Annotated in this window: 15 protein-coding genes and 3 tRNA genes; 11 read left to right on the forward strand and 7 right to left on the reverse strand. The window is 68.1% G+C overall.

Annotation, left to right across the window (positions count from 1 at the left end):
- Nucleotides 1-134: 134 nt before the first annotated feature.
- The gene (locus AB0J78_RS01660; RefSeq protein WP_363785847.1) at nt 135-296 is read left to right on the forward strand and encodes a hypothetical protein; all 162 of its coding nucleotides are present in this window, start codon (nt 135-137) and stop codon (nt 294-296) included.
- 191 nt (nt 297-487) lie between these two features.
- Here the strand turns inward: AB0J78_RS01660 and AB0J78_RS01665 are convergent, their stop codons facing one another.
- Nucleotides 488-1,609, reverse strand: coding sequence for a 5-methyltetrahydropteroyltriglutamate--homocysteine S-methyltransferase (locus AB0J78_RS01665; protein WP_363785850.1), 1,122 nt, complete (start codon nt 1,607-1,609; stop codon nt 488-490).
- Nucleotides 1,610-1,779: 170 nt separating this feature from the next.
- Between AB0J78_RS01665 and AB0J78_RS01670 the strand changes: the two genes are divergently transcribed.
- A complete protein-coding gene (locus AB0J78_RS01670; protein WP_363785852.1) occupies nt 1,780-2,940 on the forward strand; it encodes an FAD-dependent monooxygenase in 1,161 nt (386 codons plus the stop codon).
- Nucleotides 2,941-3,005: 65 nt separating this feature from the next.
- On the opposite strand, the gene AB0J78_RS01675 is transcribed toward AB0J78_RS01670, so the two are convergent.
- The 4 genes from AB0J78_RS01675 to AB0J78_RS01690 all read right to left on the reverse strand — a co-directional run bounded on the left by AB0J78_RS01675 (nt 3,006) and on the right by AB0J78_RS01690 (nt 7,815).
- Nucleotides 3,006-3,830 (reverse strand): aldo/keto reductase, encoded by an 825-nt coding sequence (locus AB0J78_RS01675; protein ID WP_363785855.1) that lies wholly within the window; start codon nt 3,828-3,830, stop codon nt 3,006-3,008.
- Between the two features lie 116 nt (nt 3,831-3,946).
- The gene (locus AB0J78_RS01680; protein WP_363785858.1) at nt 3,947-5,155 is read right to left on the reverse strand and encodes an MFS transporter; all 1,209 of its coding nucleotides are present in this window, start codon (nt 5,153-5,155) and stop codon (nt 3,947-3,949) included.
- A gap of 201 nt (nt 5,156-5,356) precedes the next feature.
- On the reverse strand, nt 5,357-7,069 hold the full coding sequence (ctaD, locus tag AB0J78_RS01685; RefSeq protein ID WP_363785860.1) for a cytochrome c oxidase subunit I: 1,713 nt from the start codon (nt 7,067-7,069) through the stop codon (nt 5,357-5,359).
- A gap of 176 nt (nt 7,070-7,245) precedes the next feature.
- Nucleotides 7,246-7,815, reverse strand: coding sequence for a TetR/AcrR family transcriptional regulator (locus AB0J78_RS01690; protein WP_363785863.1), 570 nt, complete (start codon nt 7,813-7,815; stop codon nt 7,246-7,248).
- Between the two features lie 90 nt (nt 7,816-7,905).
- Between AB0J78_RS01690 and AB0J78_RS01695 the strand changes: the two genes are divergently transcribed.
- From AB0J78_RS01695 to AB0J78_RS01705, 3 genes are read left to right on the forward strand one after another with little or no spacing between them, the layout of a single operon-like run.
- Nucleotides 7,906-9,519 carry a carboxyl transferase domain-containing protein gene (locus AB0J78_RS01695; protein ID WP_363785866.1) on the forward strand — a complete coding sequence of 538 codons (1,614 nt, stop codon included), beginning with the start codon at nt 7,906-7,908 and terminating at the stop codon, nt 9,517-9,519.
- A 9-nt stretch (nt 9,520-9,528) separates the two neighbouring features.
- The gene (locus tag AB0J78_RS01700) at nt 9,529-11,526 is read left to right on the forward strand and encodes an acetyl/propionyl/methylcrotonyl-CoA carboxylase subunit alpha (protein ID WP_363786379.1); all 1,998 of its coding nucleotides are present in this window, start codon (nt 9,529-9,531) and stop codon (nt 11,524-11,526) included.
- Between the two features lie 4 nt (nt 11,527-11,530).
- The gene (locus tag AB0J78_RS01705; protein ID WP_363785869.1) at nt 11,531-12,688 is read left to right on the forward strand and encodes an acyl-CoA dehydrogenase family protein; all 1,158 of its coding nucleotides are present in this window, start codon (nt 11,531-11,533) and stop codon (nt 12,686-12,688) included.
- A gap of 63 nt (nt 12,689-12,751) precedes the next feature.
- Here AB0J78_RS01705 and AB0J78_RS01710 read toward each other — a convergent pair whose 3' ends face one another.
- Nucleotides 12,752-13,213 (reverse strand): hypothetical protein, encoded by a 462-nt coding sequence (locus tag AB0J78_RS01710; protein ID WP_363785871.1) that lies wholly within the window; start codon nt 13,211-13,213, stop codon nt 12,752-12,754.
- Between the two features lie 530 nt (nt 13,214-13,743).
- On the opposite strand from AB0J78_RS01710, the gene AB0J78_RS01715 reads away from it, so the two are divergent.
- The 6 genes from AB0J78_RS01715 (at nt 13,744) to AB0J78_RS01740 (ending at nt 16,364) form a co-directional block, all read left to right on the forward strand.
- Nucleotides 13,744-13,983, forward strand: a complete 240-nt coding sequence (locus AB0J78_RS01715) for a hypothetical protein (RefSeq protein WP_132680513.1) — start codon at nt 13,744-13,746, stop codon at nt 13,981-13,983.
- Between the two features lie 231 nt (nt 13,984-14,214).
- Entirely contained in the window at nt 14,215-14,805 is a 591-nt protein-coding gene (locus AB0J78_RS01720; RefSeq protein ID WP_363785873.1) for a TetR/AcrR family transcriptional regulator, read from the forward strand.
- Nucleotides 14,806-15,117: 312 nt separating this feature from the next.
- Nucleotides 15,118-15,190 (forward strand) — tRNA-Glu (locus tag AB0J78_RS01725).
- A gap of 23 nt (nt 15,191-15,213) precedes the next feature.
- Nucleotides 15,214-15,290: transfer RNA gene (locus tag AB0J78_RS01730), tRNA-Asp, on the forward strand.
- Nucleotides 15,291-15,319: 29 nt separating this feature from the next.
- A tRNA-Phe gene (locus tag AB0J78_RS01735) sits at nt 15,320-15,393 on the forward strand.
- 413 nt (nt 15,394-15,806) lie between these two features.
- Nucleotides 15,807-16,364 carry an AAA family ATPase gene (locus tag AB0J78_RS01740; protein ID WP_363785876.1) on the forward strand — a complete coding sequence of 186 codons (558 nt, stop codon included), beginning with the start codon at nt 15,807-15,809 and terminating at the stop codon, nt 16,362-16,364.
- 161 nt (nt 16,365-16,525) lie between these two features.
- On the opposite strand, the gene AB0J78_RS01745 is transcribed toward AB0J78_RS01740, so the two are convergent.
- Nucleotides 16,526-17,839, reverse strand: coding sequence for a site-specific integrase (locus tag AB0J78_RS01745; RefSeq protein WP_363785878.1), 1,314 nt, complete (start codon nt 17,837-17,839; stop codon nt 16,526-16,528).
- Between the last annotated feature and the right edge of the window lie 2 nt (nt 17,840-17,841).

The raw sequence follows: 17,841 nt of genomic DNA on the forward strand, positions 1-17,841 counted from the left end.
CCCACCTGGGGGTTCAAAGATCGGCGTGTGGGGATTTTCATGGAAGGGACGGGCGATTTCCGCCTTGTCGGTGCCGCCACGTACCGTCCACCCTCATGGAGCAATCATCGAGCCCGTTTGAACCAGGCGTGCGGGTGCGTGCCACGTTCGGCCGGTTCCGTGATCAGGAGGGCACGGTGGTGGAGGCCGCCACGGGTCTCCCGCAGGTCTTCGAAGGCCCGGTCCTCTGGGTGAGATTCGACGGCGCCGAAGAACCGGGCCTGGTGGCAGGACGCTTCCTCGAAGAAGCGGCCTGATCTCGATCTGACGCCGTCCGCGGCGGTGCCGGGTAAGCAGAACCTGAGCGGCTCCGCGGACCGCGGGTGCCGTCGCGCATGCGGTCCAACGCACGACGCGACGGCCGTCCTCGCCACGAAGCCGCCCAGAACCTGCGCGGTGCGATTGCTCCGGTGGGAAGGACGAGGACCGAGCAACCGCCCGCGAACGATCAGCCCCAGACCTCCTGGGCCGTTTCCACGACCAGGCAGAGCTTGGCGACCTCTTCGTCGTAGGTCAGGGCGTTGCCGTCCTTGGTCGAGGCGAATCCGCACTGCGGCGACAGGCACAGCTGGTCGAGGTCGACGTACTTGGCGGCCTCGTCGATGCGGCGCTTGAGGTCGTCCTTGGACTCCAGCTCACCGCGCTTGGTCGTCACCAGGCCCAGCACCACGTGCTTGCCCTTGGGCACGTACCGCAGCGGGGCGAAGGTGCCCGAGCGCTCGTCGTCGAACTCCATGAAGAAGCCGTCGACCTCCAACCGGCCGAACAGCGCCTCGGCGACGAAGTCGTAGCCGCCCTCGGCGACCCACGAGGAGCGGAAGTTGCCCCGGCACATGTGCGTGGTCACCGTCAGCGTGTCCGGGCGGCCGCGCAGCGACTCGTTGATCAGCTCGATGTCCTTGACGTGCGCGTTCTCGCCGTCCTCGCCCCGGGCGTTGAGCATCTCGCGCTGCTTCGGGTCGTTGAGGTAGGCCAGGCTCGTGTCGTCGAGCTGCAGGTAGTGGCAGCCCAGGTCGGCCAGGGCGCGCACCTCCGCCCGGTAGGCGGCGGCGAGGTCGGCGCGGAACTCGGCCATGTCCGGGTAGACGCTGGAGTCGACGGCAGCGGGGCCGCCCCGGTAGGTGAGCATGCCCGGCGACGGGATGGTCAGCTTCGGTGTGTTCTTGGTGGTCTTCGAGGCCAGGAACCTGAAGGCGTCGGCGAAGATCGTGCCCGAGAGCTTGATCTTGTCGGTGACCTTCAGATCGGGGGTGATGAACTCGATGTCACCCTGGGCGTTGTGGAACTGGACCTTGAGGCTGTTGTCGTCGACGCGCTCGACGCCGTCCAGCTGGTACAGGAAGTCCATGTGCCATGAGCTGCGGCGGAACTCGCCGTCGGTGGCGCTCTGCAGGCCGATGTCCTCCTGCATCTTCACGACCTGGGTGATCGCCTCGTCTTCGATCCCGCGCAGCTCGGCGTCGTCGATGCGGCCGGCCGCGTGCGAGTCTCGGGCTTCCAACAGGCGCTCGGGGCGGAGCAGGCTGCCGACGTGGTCGGCCCGGAACGGTGGTGCAACACGTGGGCTCATGGCAGGCAACATAGTTCTCGGGTACCCCGGTGCCTAGGCGAGTTTTCATTTTCCGAAAACCTGTCCCCGTTATGCTGCGGCGTAGCCGTTCACGGCGTGTGACCAAGGACAATTCGGTACATACGGTCGAGTGGATAAAATTGTCGGGGCAGCTACGTCGGGGATGACGGATGGAGACGATGCGAGTTCTCGTGATCGGAGCCGGAGTCGGGGGACTCGCAATCGCCAACGGGTTGCTCGGCAAAGGCCATGACGTGCAGGTTTATGAGCACCACGACGCCTTGAGAACGTCTGGGGCGGGCATCACGGTGTGGAGCAACGGCACCGCGGCGCTGCGCGAGCTGGGCGTGGACATCACCGACCGGGGGCATCAGCTCGACAGCCTCCGGTCACTCACCGAATCCGGACGGTTGCTCTGGGAAGCCGACCTGGACGAGGTCACCGAGCGGCTCGGGTCGCCGACCGTGCAGATCCCGCGCCGGGAGCTGATCGCGGAGATGGCCGCCGCGCTGCCCCCGGGCGCGCTGCAGTTCGGCCGCCGGTGCGTGACGGTCAGCGAGCACTCCGATCACGTGCGGGTCGAGTTCGCCGACGGCTCCAGCGCGGTCGGCGACGTGCTCATCGGCGCCGACGGGCAGCGCTCGGTGGTGCGCCAGCAGGTCCTCGGCGGTGATCCCGCCAAGCCCACCGGCTGGGCCAGCTGGCAGGGACTGACCCGCAGCGAACTGCCGGTAGCCACGGGCAGGCAGACGCTCAACATCGCCGGGCGCAACGCGCACTGCGGGCTCATCCCCACCGGGGACGGGCTGCTGCACTGGTGGTTCGACATGCCCTGGAAGGAGGGCGACCGGGTCCACACGGTCGCCGAGCTGCGCGAGATGTTCCGCGGCTGGCCGGGTCCGGTCGAGGCGCTGCTGGCCTCCGTCACCGACGACGACCTGGGCTTCTTCCCGCACATCCGGCACAAGGTCCCGCACATCTGGGGCGGGCCTCGCAGCACCCTGCTCGGCGACGCCGTGCACGCGATGCCGCCCGCGGTGGCCCAAGCGGCCAACCAGACGCTCGAAGACGCCTGGCTGCTCACCCAGTACATGGCCGACGCCGAGGGCACCCCGGCCGAGCGGCTGCGCGCCTACGAGTTCGAACGCCGCCCGCGGGTCCTCAAGGTCTCCCGCACGGCGGCGCTAACCTCGGCGCAGCGCCGGACCCCCATCCAGCGCATCGCCCGCTTCCCGGGCTGGCTGGCCACCCACAGCCAGGTCGTCTCGCTGCGCTCGGGCAGCAACATCCTGCGCGCCCTGGCCCCGAGGCCCCGCCTCCGCGTCGCCTGACCGCGAAGGAGAAAGACCCCCGACCACCAGCGGCGGTCGGGGGTCTTCTCAGCGAGGGCGAAGGCTCACATCTCGTCAGGGTTCGGGCCGACGCGGACACCCGTTTCGAGGGCGGTGATGGCCTTGACGTCGTCCTGGGCGAGCTCGAAGTCGAAGACCTCGATGTTCTCCTTGATGCGCGAAGGCGTGACCGACTTCGGGATGGTCACGTTGCCCAGCTCGATGTGCCAGCGCAGCACGATCTGAGCCGGGGTCTTGCCGTACTTCTCCGCCAGGTTGGCGACCGTGGCGCTGTCCAGCAGGCCGTTGTTGCGGCCCAGCGGGCTCCACGCTTCGGTGGCGATGCCGTGCTCGGCGTGGAAGGCGCGCAGCTCGGCCTGCGGCAGGTTCGGGTGCAGCTCGATCTGGTTGAGCGCGGGCACGATGCTGGTCTCGTCGAAGAGGCGCTGCAGGTGCGGGATCTGGAAGTTCGACACGCCGATCGCCTTGGCGCGGCCGCTGGTGTAGATCTTCTCGAACGCCTTCCAGGTGTCGACGTAGGAGTCCTGGCTCGGAACCGGCCAGTGGATCAGGTAGAGGTCCACGTAGTCGAGGCCCAGGCGGGACAGGCTGTCGTCGAACGCCTTGAGCGTGCTGTCGTAGCCCTGGTCGTCGTTCCACAGCTTGGTGGTGACGAAGAGGTCCTCACGCTTGACGCCCGAGTCGGCGATGGCCTTGCCCACGCCTTCCTCGTTGCCGTACACCTTCGCGGTGTCGATGCTGCGGTACCCGGCGTCGATCGCTGCGCGGACCGGGGCGATGACCTCGTCGGCCGGAACCAGGAAGACGCCGTAACCCAGCTGAGGCATGGATGCACCGGTGTTCAGCGTGACGTTCGGAACCTGAGTCATGTGCGTGTTTCCTCCACCGAATTCGGGATTGGTCTGGCCAAGGGGCCCCGGTCGGCTGGAACCGATTCAGGGCCCCTTGCATTCCAGAGCACTCTTGTGAGCTGAGCAACCGCAGATCAGGCGGTGAGCTCGGATTCGGTCGCGGGCGAGGCCTGGTGCGAGGCCACGACCCCGCCCCGCTTCGGGCGGCTGTCCAGCCGGCCCGACAGCACTGCGAAGCCGAGTCCGACGAGCGCCAGCAGCGCGCCGATCCAGCTCGGCGAGACCAGCCCGAACCCGGCGGCGATCACCACGCCGCCCAGGTAGGCGCCCAGCGAGTTGGCGATGTTGAAGGTGGACTGGATGCTCGCCGAGCCCAGCGCGGGGGCTTCCTTCGCCTCGTCGAGGATGCGGGCCTGGATGCTCGGGATCGCGGTGAACCCGGTCGCGCCGATCAGGAAGACCATGATCGGAGCCATGATCGGGTTCTGCGCGGTCAGCGCGAACACCACCAGCGACACCGCCAGCGCGGAGATGCCCGCGCACAGCGTCTTGAGCGGTGAGCGGTCGGCGAGCCGTCCGCCCACCGCGGTGCCGACGGTCATGCCGACGCCGAACACCGCCAGCAGCGGGGTGACGGCGGTGGCGCTGAAACCGGTGACGTCGGTGAGCACGGGCTTGATGTAGCTGTAGAAGGAGAAGATCGCGGCGAAGCCGAACACGACGACGGCGAAGGCGAGCCACACCTGCGGGCGCCGGAACGCCCGCAGCTCACCGCGCAGGCTGACCTCGGTGGGCTTGGGCTGCTTGGGCACCAGGATCGCCACGGCGGCCAGGGCGATCACGCCGATCACGGCGACCAGGCCGAAAGCCCAGCGCCACCCGAGGGCGTGTCCGAGCTGGGTGCCGATCGGCACGCCCACGATGTTGGCGACGGTGAGGCCGATGAACATCATCGAGATCGCCTGCCCGCGCCGGTCGGCTGCGACCAGCCCGGCGGCGACGACCGCGCCGATGCCGAAGAACGCGCCGTGCGGCAGTCCGGAGATGAACCGGGCGGCCAGCAGCGTCTCGTGGTTCATCGCGAACGCGGAGAACAGGTTCCCGGCCGTGAACAGCACCAGCATGTTCAGCAGCATCGTCTTGCGGCGCGAGCGCAGTCCGATCATGGTGAGCGCGGGCGCGCCGATGACGACGCCGAGTGCGTACAGCGAGATGTAACCGCCGGCGTCGGGGATCGACACCTGCAGGTCGGTGGCCACTTCAGGCAGCAGCCCCATCATCACGAACTCGGTCGTTCCGATCCCGAATGCGGCGATGGCCAGGGCCAACAGGGCAATGGGCAAGGAAGTCTCCCGTGTGGTGAAGAAGGTGGTGGTCTCTTCCGCGCGCGCTGCACTGCACGGCGTTGTCAGGCGATCGTCGCTTCGTGGGTGCGCGGTCGTCGGAAACGATTCAGTTCAGCGCCGACGATGGCGCTCCGCTTACGTCCAACAGTACGCAGGCCTGCGCTCTTCCTCGTCGGAGTATGAACCGCGCCACGGAGGTCATCGCCCGTTCGGCCCAGGGCCGCGGCGCAGCGAGGCGTGCGCTTCGGACTCCAGGCGATCGGCCATGTGCGGGTAGTGCAGTTCGAAAGCCGGGCGGATGGACCGGATGCGCGGCAGCGCGGTGAAGTTGTGCCGCGGCGGCGGGCACGTCGTCGCCCACTCCAGGGAGTTGCCGTGGCCCCACGGGTCGTCCACGTCCACCGGCGTGCCGAAGCGGTAGCTGGTGAGAACGTTGTAGAGGAACGGCAGCATCGAGGCGCCGAGCACGAACGCGCCGATGGTGGAGACCGTGTTCAGAGCCGTGAAACCGTCGGTGACCAGGTAGTCGGCGTAGCGGCGCGGCATCCCCTCGTCGCCGAGCCAGTGCTGCACCAGGAACGTCAGGTGGAACCCGACGAACGTCAGCCAGAAGTGCAGCTTGCCCAGCCGCTCGTCGAGCATCCGGCCGGTCATCTTCGGGAACCAGTAGTAGACCCCGCCGAACACCGCGAACACGATCGTGCCGAACAGCACGTAGTGGAAGTGCGCCACGACGAAGTAGGTGTCGGTGATGTGGAAGTCCAGCGGCGGTGAGGCCAGCAGCACCCCGGTCAGGCCGCCGAGCAGGAACGTCACCAGGAACCCGATCGAGAACAGCATCGGGGACTCGAACGTCAGCTGTCCGCGCCACAACGTCCCGATCCAGTTGAAGAACTTGATGCCCGTCGGCACCGCGATCAGGAACGTCGCGAACGAGAAGAACGGCAGCAGCACGGCGCCCGTGGCGAACATGTGGTGCGCCCACACGACCGCGGACAGGCCCATGATCACCATGGTGGCCAGCACCAGCCCGGTGTAGCCGAACAGCGGTTTCCGGCTGAACACCGGCAGGATCTCGGTGACGATTCCGAAGAACGGCAGCGCCACGATGTAGACCTCGGGATGGCCGAAGAACCAGAACAGGTGCTGGTAGAGGATCGCTCCGCCGTGGGCCGGGTCGAAGACGTGCCCGCCGAGGTGGCGGTCCACCAGCAGCCCGAACAGCGCGGCCGTCAGGATCGGGAACGCCATCAGCACCAGGATGCTGGTGGCCAGGATGTTCCAGGTGAAGATCGGCATCCGCCACATCGTCATCCCCGGGCAGCGCAGGCACACCACGGTCGTGATCATGTTGACCGCGCCCAGGATCGTGCCCAGACCGCTGACGATCAGCCCGGCCGCCCACAGGTCGCCGCCGGGACCGACGCTGAACCCGCCGCGCGACAGCGGTGCATAGGCGGTCCAGCCGAAGTCGGCCGCGCCTCCGGGCATCAGCAGGCCGCTGATCACGATCAGCCCGCCGAACAGGAACAGCCAGTAGGAGAAGGCGTTCAGCCGCGGGAACGCCACGTCCGGTGCGCCGATCTGCAGCGGGAGGATCACGTTGGCGAAGCCGAACACGATCGGCGTGGCGAACAGCAGCAGCATGATCGTGCCGTGCATGGTGAACAGCTGGTTGTACTGCTCCTGGGACAGGAACTGCAGGCCGGGGGCGGCCAGTTCACCGCGGATCAGCAGCGCCATCGCTCCGCCGGCGATGAAGAAGGCGAACGAGGTGATCAGGTAGAGGATCCCGATGTCCTTGGGATCGGTGGTCCGCAGCCAGGGCACCAGCCGCGCGCCCTTGCGCGGGCGCCTGCCGGCCGCGGTCCGGGTGGGCACCGGCGTCGGTTGGATCTGAGTGGTGGCCATGCAGCCTCCGGCCTTCGCGGGAGCGACCTCTACCGACCAATGCTCCGTCCTTACCCGCGAATCCGCCCTCGCAATCTTCGTCGCGCGGTCAGGTCTGGCGCTGCTGATCACGGGCCGTTCGAGCCGGAGAGGACTTCGGTGGAATCCCGGCTCCACGATCCGGAGCCCGGCGGGGTTCAGATCGCTGCGATGGCTCCGTGCGCCATGTCGCGGAGGAGTCGCGCCATCGCCGAGGTGTCCAGGTGCGCGCTGAACGGCGTCGAGTTGATCAGGCCGAAGACCGCGTGCGCCGCCGCGCGGGCGCGGGGCCGGTCCAGCTCCGGGCGGGCGTCGCGGAGCACCGCGACCCACACTTCGACGTAGAGCCGCTGGGATTCCCGGACCCGGCGGTGGTCGCGGTCGGAGAGGGAGTCCAGGTCGCGCATGTGCACCGTGATCAGCGCGGGGTTGTGCAGCGCGAACTCCACGTGCCAGCGCACCAGGCGGTCCAGGGCGTCCTGCGGTTCGGAAGCGGCGTCGACCCGGTGCTTGCCGCCGAGCAGCAGCCGGTCGCTGATGCCGGTCAGCAGCTCCGCCAGCATCGCGTCCTTGCTGCGGAAGTGCCGGTACAGCGCGGGTCCGGAGATGCCCACGGCGGCTCCGATGTCGTCGATGCCGACGCCGTGGAAGCCGGCGCGCGCGAACTTCTCCGCCGCCGCGGTCAGGATCTGCTCGCGCCGGGTCGGTTTCGCCGCATCGGTCGACATGCTGCTCAATACTAGACGACTCTGTTAACCGGCGTTAACATGGAGCACAAGTTAACGATGACTAACCGAGCCAAGCGGAAGGTGTGCCCCATGGATGCGCCCGCTCTGCGCACGTCGGTGGACCCGGGCTCGCCGGAGTTCGCGCGCAACGCCGAGCAGCACGCCAAGCTCGTCGACGACCTCAACGCGCAGCTGGACAGGGCCCGCCTGGGTGGGCCGGAGAAGGCGCGCATCAGGCACGTCGAGCGCGGCAAGCTGCTGCCCCGGGATCGGGTGGACGCGCTGCTCGACCGCGGTTCGCCGTTCCTGGAGCTCTCGCCGATGGCCGCCCACGGCCTCTACGACGACGAGGCTCCGTCGGCGGGGATCATCACCGGAGTCGGCCGGGTGTCCGGTCGCGAGTGCGTGGTGGTGGCCAACGACGCGACGGTCAAGGGCGGCACCTACTACCCGGTGACGGTCAAGAAGCACCTGCGCGCGCAGGAAGTCGCACTGCACAACAACCTGCCCTGCCTGTACCTGGTCGACTCGGGCGGTGCGTTCCTGCCCAGGCAGGACGACGTGTTCCCGGATCGCGAGCACTTCGGCCGGATCTTCTACAACCAGGCCACGATGTCCGCGCGCGGCATCCCGCAGATCGCCGCGGTCCTCGGTTCCTGCACGGCGGGCGGTGCCTACGTGCCGGCGATGAGCGACGAGGCCGTGATCGTGCGCGAGCAGGGCACGATCTTCCTGGGTGGTCCGCCGCTGGTGAAGGCAGCGACCGGGGCCGAGGTGACCGCCGAGGAGCTGGGCGGCGGAGAGCTGCACTCGCGCACCTCGGGTGTCACCGACCACCTCGCCGCCGACGACGCCGACGCGCTGCGCATCGTCCGCAACATCGTCAGCACGCTCGGTCCGCGTGAACCGCGCCCGTGGGAGGTCGCGTCGAGCGAGGAGCCCGCGGTCGATCCCGACGAGCTCTACGGTGCGGTGCCCACGGACTCCCGCACCCCCTACGACGTGCGCGAAGTGATCGCGCGGATCGTCGACGGAAGCCGCTTCGCGGAGTTCAAGCACGACTACGGCCAGACCTTGGTGACCGGTTTCGCCCGCATCCACGGCCAGCCGGTCGGCATCATCGCCAACAACGGGATCCTGTTCAGCGAGTCCGCCCAGAAGGGCGCGCACTTCATCGAGCTGTGCGACAAGCGCTCGATCCCGCTGGTGTTCCTGCAGAACATCTCCGGGTTCATGGTCGGCAAGGAGTACGAGGCCGGCGGTATCGCCAAGCACGGCGCGAAGATGGTCACCGCCGTCGCCTGCGCCCGGGTCCCGAAGTTCACCGTGGTCATCGGCGGTTCGTTCGGCGCGGGCAACTACTCGATGTGCGGCCGGGCGTACTCGCCGCGGTTCATGTGGATGTGGCCCAACGCCCGGATCTCGGTGATGGGCGGTGAGCAGGCCGCATCCGTGCTGGCCACGGTCCGGCGCGACCAGCTGGACGCGCGCGGCGAGCAGTGGCCCGCCGAGGACGAAGAGGCGTTCAAGCAGCCGATCCGCGACCAGTACGAGCACCAGGGCCACCCCTACTACGCGACGGCGCGGCTCTGGGACGACGGCGTGATCGACCCCAAGCAGACCCGGGACGTGCTGGGGCTGGCCATCTCGGCGGCGGGCAACGCACCGCTCGAACCGATCTCCTACGGCGTTTTCCGGATGTGAGGGATGAGCATGTTCGACACCGTGCTGGTCGCCAACCGCGGGGAGATCGCGGTTCGAGTCGTCCGCACCCTGCGTGAACTGGGCATCCGCTCGGTCGCGGTGTTCAGCGACGCCGACCGCGATGCCCGCCACGTGACCGAAGCCGACACGGCGGTCCACATCGGACCCGCGCTGGCGACCGAGAGCTACCTCAACGGCAAGCGGATCCTCGATGCAGCCCGGGAAACCGGCGCGCAGGCGATCCACCCCGGTTACGGATTCCTGGCCGAGAACGCCAACTTCGCGCGCGCCTGCGAGCAGGCGGGCGTGGTGTTCATCGGTCCGCCCGCGAGCGCGATCGAGTCGATGGGCGACAAGATCCGCGCCAAGCAGACCGTCTCGGCGGCGGGGGTCCCGGTGGTGCCGGGCCGCAGCGACGCCGGCATGACTGACGCCGACCTGCACCGGGCCGCGCTGGAGGTGGGGTTCCCGGTGCTGCTCAAGCCCTCGGCGGGCGGCGGCGGCAAGGGAATGCGGCTGGTGCACGCCGAAGCCGAGCTGGACGACCAGATCGCCTCCGCGCGCCGCGAGGCCGGCTCGTCCTTCGGCGACGACACCCTGTTCGTCGAGCGGTTCGTCTCGCGACCCCGGCACATCGAGGTCCAGGTCCTCGCCGACTCGCACGGCAACGTCGTGCACCTCGGCGAACGGGAGTGCAGCCTGCAGCGGCGGCACCAGAAGATCATCGAAGAGGCGCCGTCGCCGCTGCTCGACGCCCAGACGCGCGCCCGGATCGGGGCCTCGGCGGCCGACGCGGCGCGCGCGGTCGGTTACACCGGTGCCGGCACGGTGGAGTTCATCGTCTCCGCCGACCGGCCGGACGAGTTCTTCTTCATGGAGATGAACACTCGCCTGCAGGTCGAGCACCCGGTGACCGAGCTGGTCACGGCGGTGCGCGGCGAGCGCGGTGTGGACCTCGTCGAGCAGCAGGTCCGGGTGGCCTCGGGCCAGCCCCTGACCTGGGAGCAGCAGGACCTGACGCTCGACGGTCACGCCGTCGAGGCCCGCGTCTACGCCGAGGACCCGGCCCGCGGCTTCCTGCCCACCGGCGGTGAGCTCCTCGCCGTCCACGAACCCACCGGTCCGGGAATCCGCGTCGACTCCGGCATCCGACCCGGCGGCAGCGTCGGCTCCGACTACGACCCGATGCTGGCCAAGGTCATCGCCTGGGCTCCCGACCGGGCCGACGCCCTGCGTCGTCTCGACAAGGCCCTCGCCGACACCACGATCCTCGGGCTGAACAGCAACATCGCCTTCCTTCGCGCCTTGCTGCAGCACGCCGACGTCCTCGCGGGCGACCTCGACACGGGCCTGGTCGAACGCGACCTGGACTCGCTGACCGAGAGCGAGGTGCCCGAGCACGCCTACGTCGCCGCGGCGCTGGAACGCCTCATCGCGGTCCAGCCGAGCAGCGGAGCCGACCCCTGGGAAGCGCCCAACGGCTGGCGCCTCGGCCGCCCGGCGTGGAGCACCTGGCGCTTCACCGGAGATCTCAAGGTCCACCTCCGGGGTGCTCCGGAGCGCGCGGAGGTCGCGGTCGAGACCGGGGACACGACGGCGTCGACGGACACCTCCGGCCACCTCCAGGGCGACACCCTCACCGTCACCTACCAGGGACGGACCCGCCGATACCGGTGCGCGCACGTCGACGGCACCACCTGGCTGGCCGCGGACGGGCACACCTGGGCACTCACCGAGCACCGGCTGCTGGCCGAACGCGGCGGCGCCGCCGGCCGCTCCGACGGTGTCGTCACCGCCCCGATGCCGGGAACGGTGCTGGTCACCGACGTCACGCAGGGGCAGCAGGTGCGCAGCGGACAACGACTGTTCGTCGTCGAGGCGATGAAGATGGAGCACACCGTCACCGCCCCGATCGACGGAACAGTCACCGAAGTTCACGCGAGGAGGGGGCAGTCGGTCGGGCTCGATCAGCCGCTGGCCGTTCTCACCGCTCAAGGGGAGGAATGACGCGATGGTTGACCACCGGCTCAGCGAGGAGCACGAAGCGCTGCGCGAGAGCGTGCGGGAGTTCGCGCGCAAGGAAGTAGCCCCGGTCATCGCCGACTACTACGAGCGGGAGGAGTTCGCCTACCCGCTGGTGCGCAAGATGGGTGAGATGGGCCTGTTCGGCCTGCCGGTCCCGGAGGAGAACGGCGGCATGGGCGGCGACTACTTCGCGCTGTGCCTGGCGCTGGAGGAGCTCGGGCGCATCGACCAGTCGGTGGCCATCACCCTCGAAGCCGGGGTGTCGCTGGGCATCATGCCGATCCTGCGCTTCGGCACGGAGGAGCAGAAGCGCACCTGGCTGCCCAAGCTGGCCCGGGGCGAGGTGCTCGGGGCGTTCGGCCTCACCGAGCCCGACGGCGGTTCCGACGCGGGCGCCACCCGCACGACGGCGGTGCTCGACGGCGACGAGTGGGTGATCAACGGTTCGAAGGCGTTCATCACCAACTCCGGCACCGACATGACCGGGTTCGTCACGGTCACCGCCGTCACCGGTGAGCGTCCGGACGGCCGCAAGGAGATCTCGGCGATCCTGGTGCCCTCGGGCACCCCGGGCTTCACGGTCGCCAAGAAGTACTCGAAGGTCGGCTGGAACGCCTCCGACACGCACGCCCTGTCCTTCGACGACTGCCGGGTCCCGGCGGACAACCTCGTCGGCGAACGCGGCCGGGGTTACGCCCAGTTCCTGGCCACGCTCACCGAGGGCCGGGTGGCGATCGCCGCGCTCGGCGTCGGCACGGCTCAGGGCTGCGTCGACGAGTGCCTGCGCTACCTGGGAGAACGCGAGGCGTTCGGGCACAAGATCGGCGAGTACCAGGCGATGCAGTTCAAGGTCGCCCAGATGGAGCTGCGGGCCCACACGGCCCGGCTGGCCTACTACGACGCGGCCTCGCGGATGCTGCGCGGCGAGCAGTACAAGAAGGAGGCCGCGATCGCCAAGCTGGCCTCGTCGAACGCGGCGATGGACAACGCCCGCGACGCCACGCAGATCTTCGGCGGCTACGGCTTCATGAACGAGACGCCGGTGGGGCGCTTCTACCGGGACTCCAAGATCCTGGAGATCGGTGAGGGCACCAGCGAGGTGCAGCTCATGCTCATCGCCAGGGAGCTCGGCCTACCGGCCTGAGCAAGACGAGAGGTCGTGGTCGCGAGCGGGGGCTTCGCGGCCACGACCTCTTCTTTCGCCGTCTCACATGGGTCGATAGCGGTCGACCGGGACGGTCATCTCTTCGGTCTGCTCGACGTCGGGGATGCCGCCGGCGAGTCGTGCTTGCATCGGGTCGGGGGCGTTGTCGGGGTGGGGGCCGTCCTGACCGGGCCACGCGGGCGCGTGAGCCATCGGCTGCTGCTGCGCCTGCGGCTGGGCCGCGTGTTCCTCTTCGGCGATCTCGAGGTGCTGCATCACCCAGTCCCGCGCGAGCGAGGCGGGGGATGTTCCCTGCTTGAAGGCGAGCTCGCGGAGACGCTCGTTGGCCAGCAGCGGCAGCCGCAGCTGGTACACCTGAGCGGCACCGAAGCGACGCCCTGATCCGGTGGTTTCGGGGCTTTCCTCCGGGTCAAGCGCAGCCAGGTACGACTCGAATTCGGGGTCCGGTTCGGCTTCTTCGGCGGGCTTGCGCTGCCGATTCGCCTTCGTTCGTCCTAGAGCCACGCGGACACGATAACGGTTGTATTGCGGCCTGCCTATCGTGGCGACCTTGGAGTTCGGCTCGCGGTTCTGGGCGCGAGACCGCCACCAGCGAGTCTTCCGATCGGGTGAGATTTGGCGAAAACCCGCTCTGACGTGGAAGGCCCCCGCGCCAGGGGGAGGAGCACGGGGGCCGGAGGGGGATCTCCACAGGTGCTGACCGGGGGTGTGTCAGCGCCGCTAATTGTGGCATGCGCCTCCCTCTCTCGGGGAGCGTTGCGGCCACGATTCGTGCATCCGGCGCCGTCCGCCTGCGCCCGGTAGGGGGTCCCGCTCGCCCGCTGCGGACCGCGAGATCGCAATGAACCGGAATGCGAGGGCCCTCCTGTTCGTTGTCCGGGGTGGACGCACGGTGTGATGCAGGCAATATCCGAAGTGGATCGAGCCACGCACGCGATTACTCTCAGTTGAAGGCGAATCACTCTCTGGGGGGCTGCGGCTGTTGACAACCTGTGGATAACCTGCGGCCGGAACCCGAGGGCCTGGGAGGCGTCATGTACGGGTCGCTGGACGTACGAAAGTTCTTGTGGCAGCAGGAAGACGGGCAGTCGCGGCAGCAGTCCGCGGTGCCCGGGCAGCGCGTCGGCGAGCCCTCGCGCATCTCGGAGGAGCAAGTGCACCGAGCCAGAATCGCGGTCGCTCGCAGCGCCGAGAGCGCGGAGGACTGCCGCCTGCTGCTGGACATGCTGGGCCTGGTCCCGGACGAGGACGGGCAGCCACCGGTGGCGCGCTGACCTGGAACGCGTCGTGGGCTGGACCGCGCGTCGGCCGGTCCTGAGGCGCGCGTGATCTCGCTGGCCGAACTCACCGTCGGCAGGCGTTCTACGAACGTGTGACAACCTGTGTTCCGCTGGGCGAAAGGTGCGCATCCGGGGTAACTTCCGGTGGCATATTTGATCAACCGTTCGGGCGTGCGTCGCCCGCATGGGCGGTCAGGCATGGCCACCGGGGGTCGGAGTCGATCAATGGCACAGCAGCACCGGGCGCAGCTCACCCGTCACTCGATCATGGTCGCCGCGGCGGAGGAGATCGACGACGTCGGTTACGAGGCCGCCAGGCTCAGCGCGATCCTGCGCCGCTGTGGAACCACCAAGGGTGCGTTCTACTTCCACTTCAGCGGCAAGCTGGAGGTGGCTCACGCGCTCGTCGAGCGCTACCGCGAGCACCTCGCCCAGCTGAGCAACGGCTGGTACGAGCGCGGGCAGGACCCGCTGGCGACGATGGTCGGCCTCACCTGCGAGACGGCTCGCCGCCTGGAGGAGGACGTGCTGCTGCGCGCGGGCCTGTCCCTGGCCTGCAACCACGTCGGCACGGACACGGACGGCTGGGAGTTCCTGTTCGACGACCTGATCCGCCGCGCCGCCGACCACGGCCTGCTGCGTCCGGGCGTGGACCCGGCCGCGACGGCCCGCCTCTGCTACGCGGTGGTCGTCGGCACGAACCTGCTCGTAGCGGGCGACCCGAGGCGCCTCGCATCCCGCCTGGAGGAGTCGTGGGGAGTCCTGCTCTCGGGCCTGGCGGTCGACGGCTCCGGGGTCTCCGCGTCGGTCGGATGATCATGAGTCGTGGATCACAAAACTCCACAACTAGCCGATTTGACCGTTTCCAGGCCTGGCTGAGCCCCTCGGTCGCCTCGGGGCGGCCCGCAGGGCGCCTCCGCTGATGGTGGCGATTCGGCAGGTCAGGGGACTAGTATCGGGCCTGAGCGCGGAGCGCTGGGGCGGTCCGCGACGGTGTCGCGCGGCTAAAGGGACCCCCGGTTTGGGTGGCTGGAAGCGTGTGTCGTAAGCTTTCATCACTGCCAACGGGGCGCCCCGAAAGGGAAAGCCGGTTGGAGGCGAAGGCCGGACCGGTTTCGGATCGGTCAAGCCCCCATCGTCTAGCGGCCTAGGACGCCGCCCTTTCAAGGCGGTAGCGCGGGTTCGAATCCCGTTGGGGGTACGAACAACTGAAGATTGAAGCATGGCCCAGTGGCGCAGTTGGTTAGCGCGCCGCCCTGTCACGGCGGAGGTCGCGGGTTCGAGTCCCGTCTGGGTCGCCAAGGCGAACGGCAACACGCCGGACGCTATCGGCCAGGTAGCTCAGTTGGTACGAGCGTCCGCCTGAAAAGCGGAAGGTCGGCGGTTCGACCCCGCCCCTGGCCACCGCTCTTACCTGCGAAGAAGCCCCTCCGGATCCCGGAGGGGCTTTTTTGGGTCTCAGTTTGGGTCTCATTGGTGGCAGGCGCGATGGTCCGTGTCAGCGAACTTGAGGACCTGTAGGCGGGCCGGCCGCGGCACGTTGATCTTGATGCGCCTGTGGTTCCCAGGTCGCCTCAGCCCGAAGTCACGTTGCTCAGTCTCGTGGCGCTTCTTCAATGGGCGATCAGCGGTAACCAGCACAGTGCGCTGTTATGCCTGCGAGTGAGCGGCCGGTTCTTCTATGCTTGCACGGACCGTCCCGGTCGAGCTGGACTCCTGGGTTCATGCGGTCGAAACCGTGATCATTTTCCCCGTATCGGGTTGTTACCCCGGCGAACCATGCCTCCACCCGCTCTTAGTCTTAGGAAGGAGTTGCTATGCCCAGTTACATACTCACCGGCGCCCCTGGCGCCGGGAAGACTGCCATCTTGCGCCGACTGGAGGTCGAAGGGCATGTCGTTGTTGAGGAGGCCGCAACAGACGTCATCGCGCTTGAGCAGGCCCTTGATCGAGGAGAGCCTTGGAAAGAGGACCGGTTCATAGACAAAGTAGTGGCTCTGCAGCAGCAGAGGCAGAACGCCACTCGGGCAACTGCGACCACCACCACCACCGCCGTCTTCTTCGACCGCTCTCCGGTATGCACTCTTGCCCTCAGTCACTATCTGGGCTTCACACCGTCACGTCGGCTTACCGAAGAGGTTGATCGTGTTGTCTCAACGAACGCGTACGCGTCAACGGTCTTCTTCGTCCGCAACCAAGGCTTCGTCGAGACTACGGCAGCCAGGCAGATCGGTCTCGAAGACTCGCTTGTCTTCGAGCAACTACACGAAGAGATGTACCGCGAACTCGGGTTCCGACTCGTCGACGTGCCGGCGGCTCCGCTGGAGGAGCGCGCCGCACTGGTCCGGCAAGTGGTTGAGCGACAAGCGCGATGATCGCACCCACGCGCTCCTGCCAAGCGTGAGCTCAATAGTGGTTGTGCCCCGGCGATCAGCCAGACGACCACATGATCGTGCTGATACCGGCCGGAAGTGGGATGGCCGCAAGCCGGTCTACGCCGAAGTCAGGCGTAGACCGGCTTTGTCTCAATTTCGGTCTAGTTCACTCCCCAGAAGTAGCTGTTGAGGCGGTCGGCGACGTCTCGTCTGAGGGTGTCGGTGACGTGCATGTAGCGCTGTTTCATGGAGATGGTTGACCAGCCCATGAGGTCCATGACCGTTCGGTCTGGGACGCCGAGGATGAGCAGGACTGTGGCGGCGGTGTGGCGGGCGTCGTGTAGGCGGGCCTCGCGGACGCCGGCCTCGGTGAGTACGGCCTTCCACCCGTCGAGGTCTCGGCGTGGGTCGAGGGGTTTGCCGTTGGGCTGGGTGAACATCCACCCTCCTTCTGCCCACTCGTTGGCAGCTCGTTCCCGTTCCGCGGCTTGGACCTTTCGGTGGCGAGTGATGAGCTCCAGGAGTTCGTTCGGCACGGGGATGCTGCGGCGGCCGGCGCGCGATTTGACGTCGACCTCGACCAGCCCGCCGTTCCTGCGCTGCGGGCACCACCTGGCGTGGTCGGTGCAGTCAGGCGGGCAAGGCGGAGGACAAGTGCGGGTGTGGCGCTTGCAGCCGTCCGGGCAGGGTTTGGTCTTGTGATACTTGGCTCCGCAGGCGTGGGCGTCCTTGCATCCGTGCTGCCAGGTCTGACGCTGGAGCGCCTTGCGAATCCGGATCATGGCCCGGCGTTCGTCGAAGTTCTCCCACTTCAGCGCGAGTGATTCGCCTTGCCGGGTGCCGAGGGCTAGGGCGATTACGAACCGGACTCCGTTGCGGCGGTCGAGGCAGACCTTGAGGATTCGCTGCACGTCCTCAGCGTCGAGCGGTTCGATCTCCTCTTCCTCCAGGCGTGGCGCCTTGGCGATTTCCAGCGGATTCCTGTTGATGTAGCCCCGCTTGTACGCCTCACCGAAGGCAGTCCGTGCCGTGCGGTGCACCTGGTGCGCGGTGCCGGGCTTGAGGCCGGAGTCGAGCATTCGGCGGTAGAGCTTTTCGAAGAGCTCCGGGTGCTTCTCGATGTGGTCCAGCCGGTGAGCTCCCAACCCCGGTATCAGGTGCTTGTACACAGCCGTCTGGTAGCCACGCATCGTCTTGTACCTGGTCGTGAGCGGTGCGATGTCCTCTACCCAGTGGGTCAGCCACCGCTCGACCTTCCAGCTACGCCCCTTCTTGCGAACCTTCCCTGAGGACCGCTCGGCCTCCAACTTGCTGACCTGTTCCGCGACCTCATCGCGGTTCTTCCGCTTGACGTGTCGGCGATCCGGCTTCCCGTCGTCGCCGACGCCCATCGTCACGCGGCCGTGCCAGAGGCCGTCGTTGCCGAAGTAGATCGACGAGCGTCCGTTGGCGGCCCTGCTGCGCTTCTCTTCCACCT

The sequence above is a fragment of the Saccharopolyspora sp. NPDC049426 genome (assembly GCF_040676935.1).
Taxonomy (GTDB): Bacteria; Actinomycetota; Actinomycetes; order Mycobacteriales; family Pseudonocardiaceae; genus Saccharopolyspora.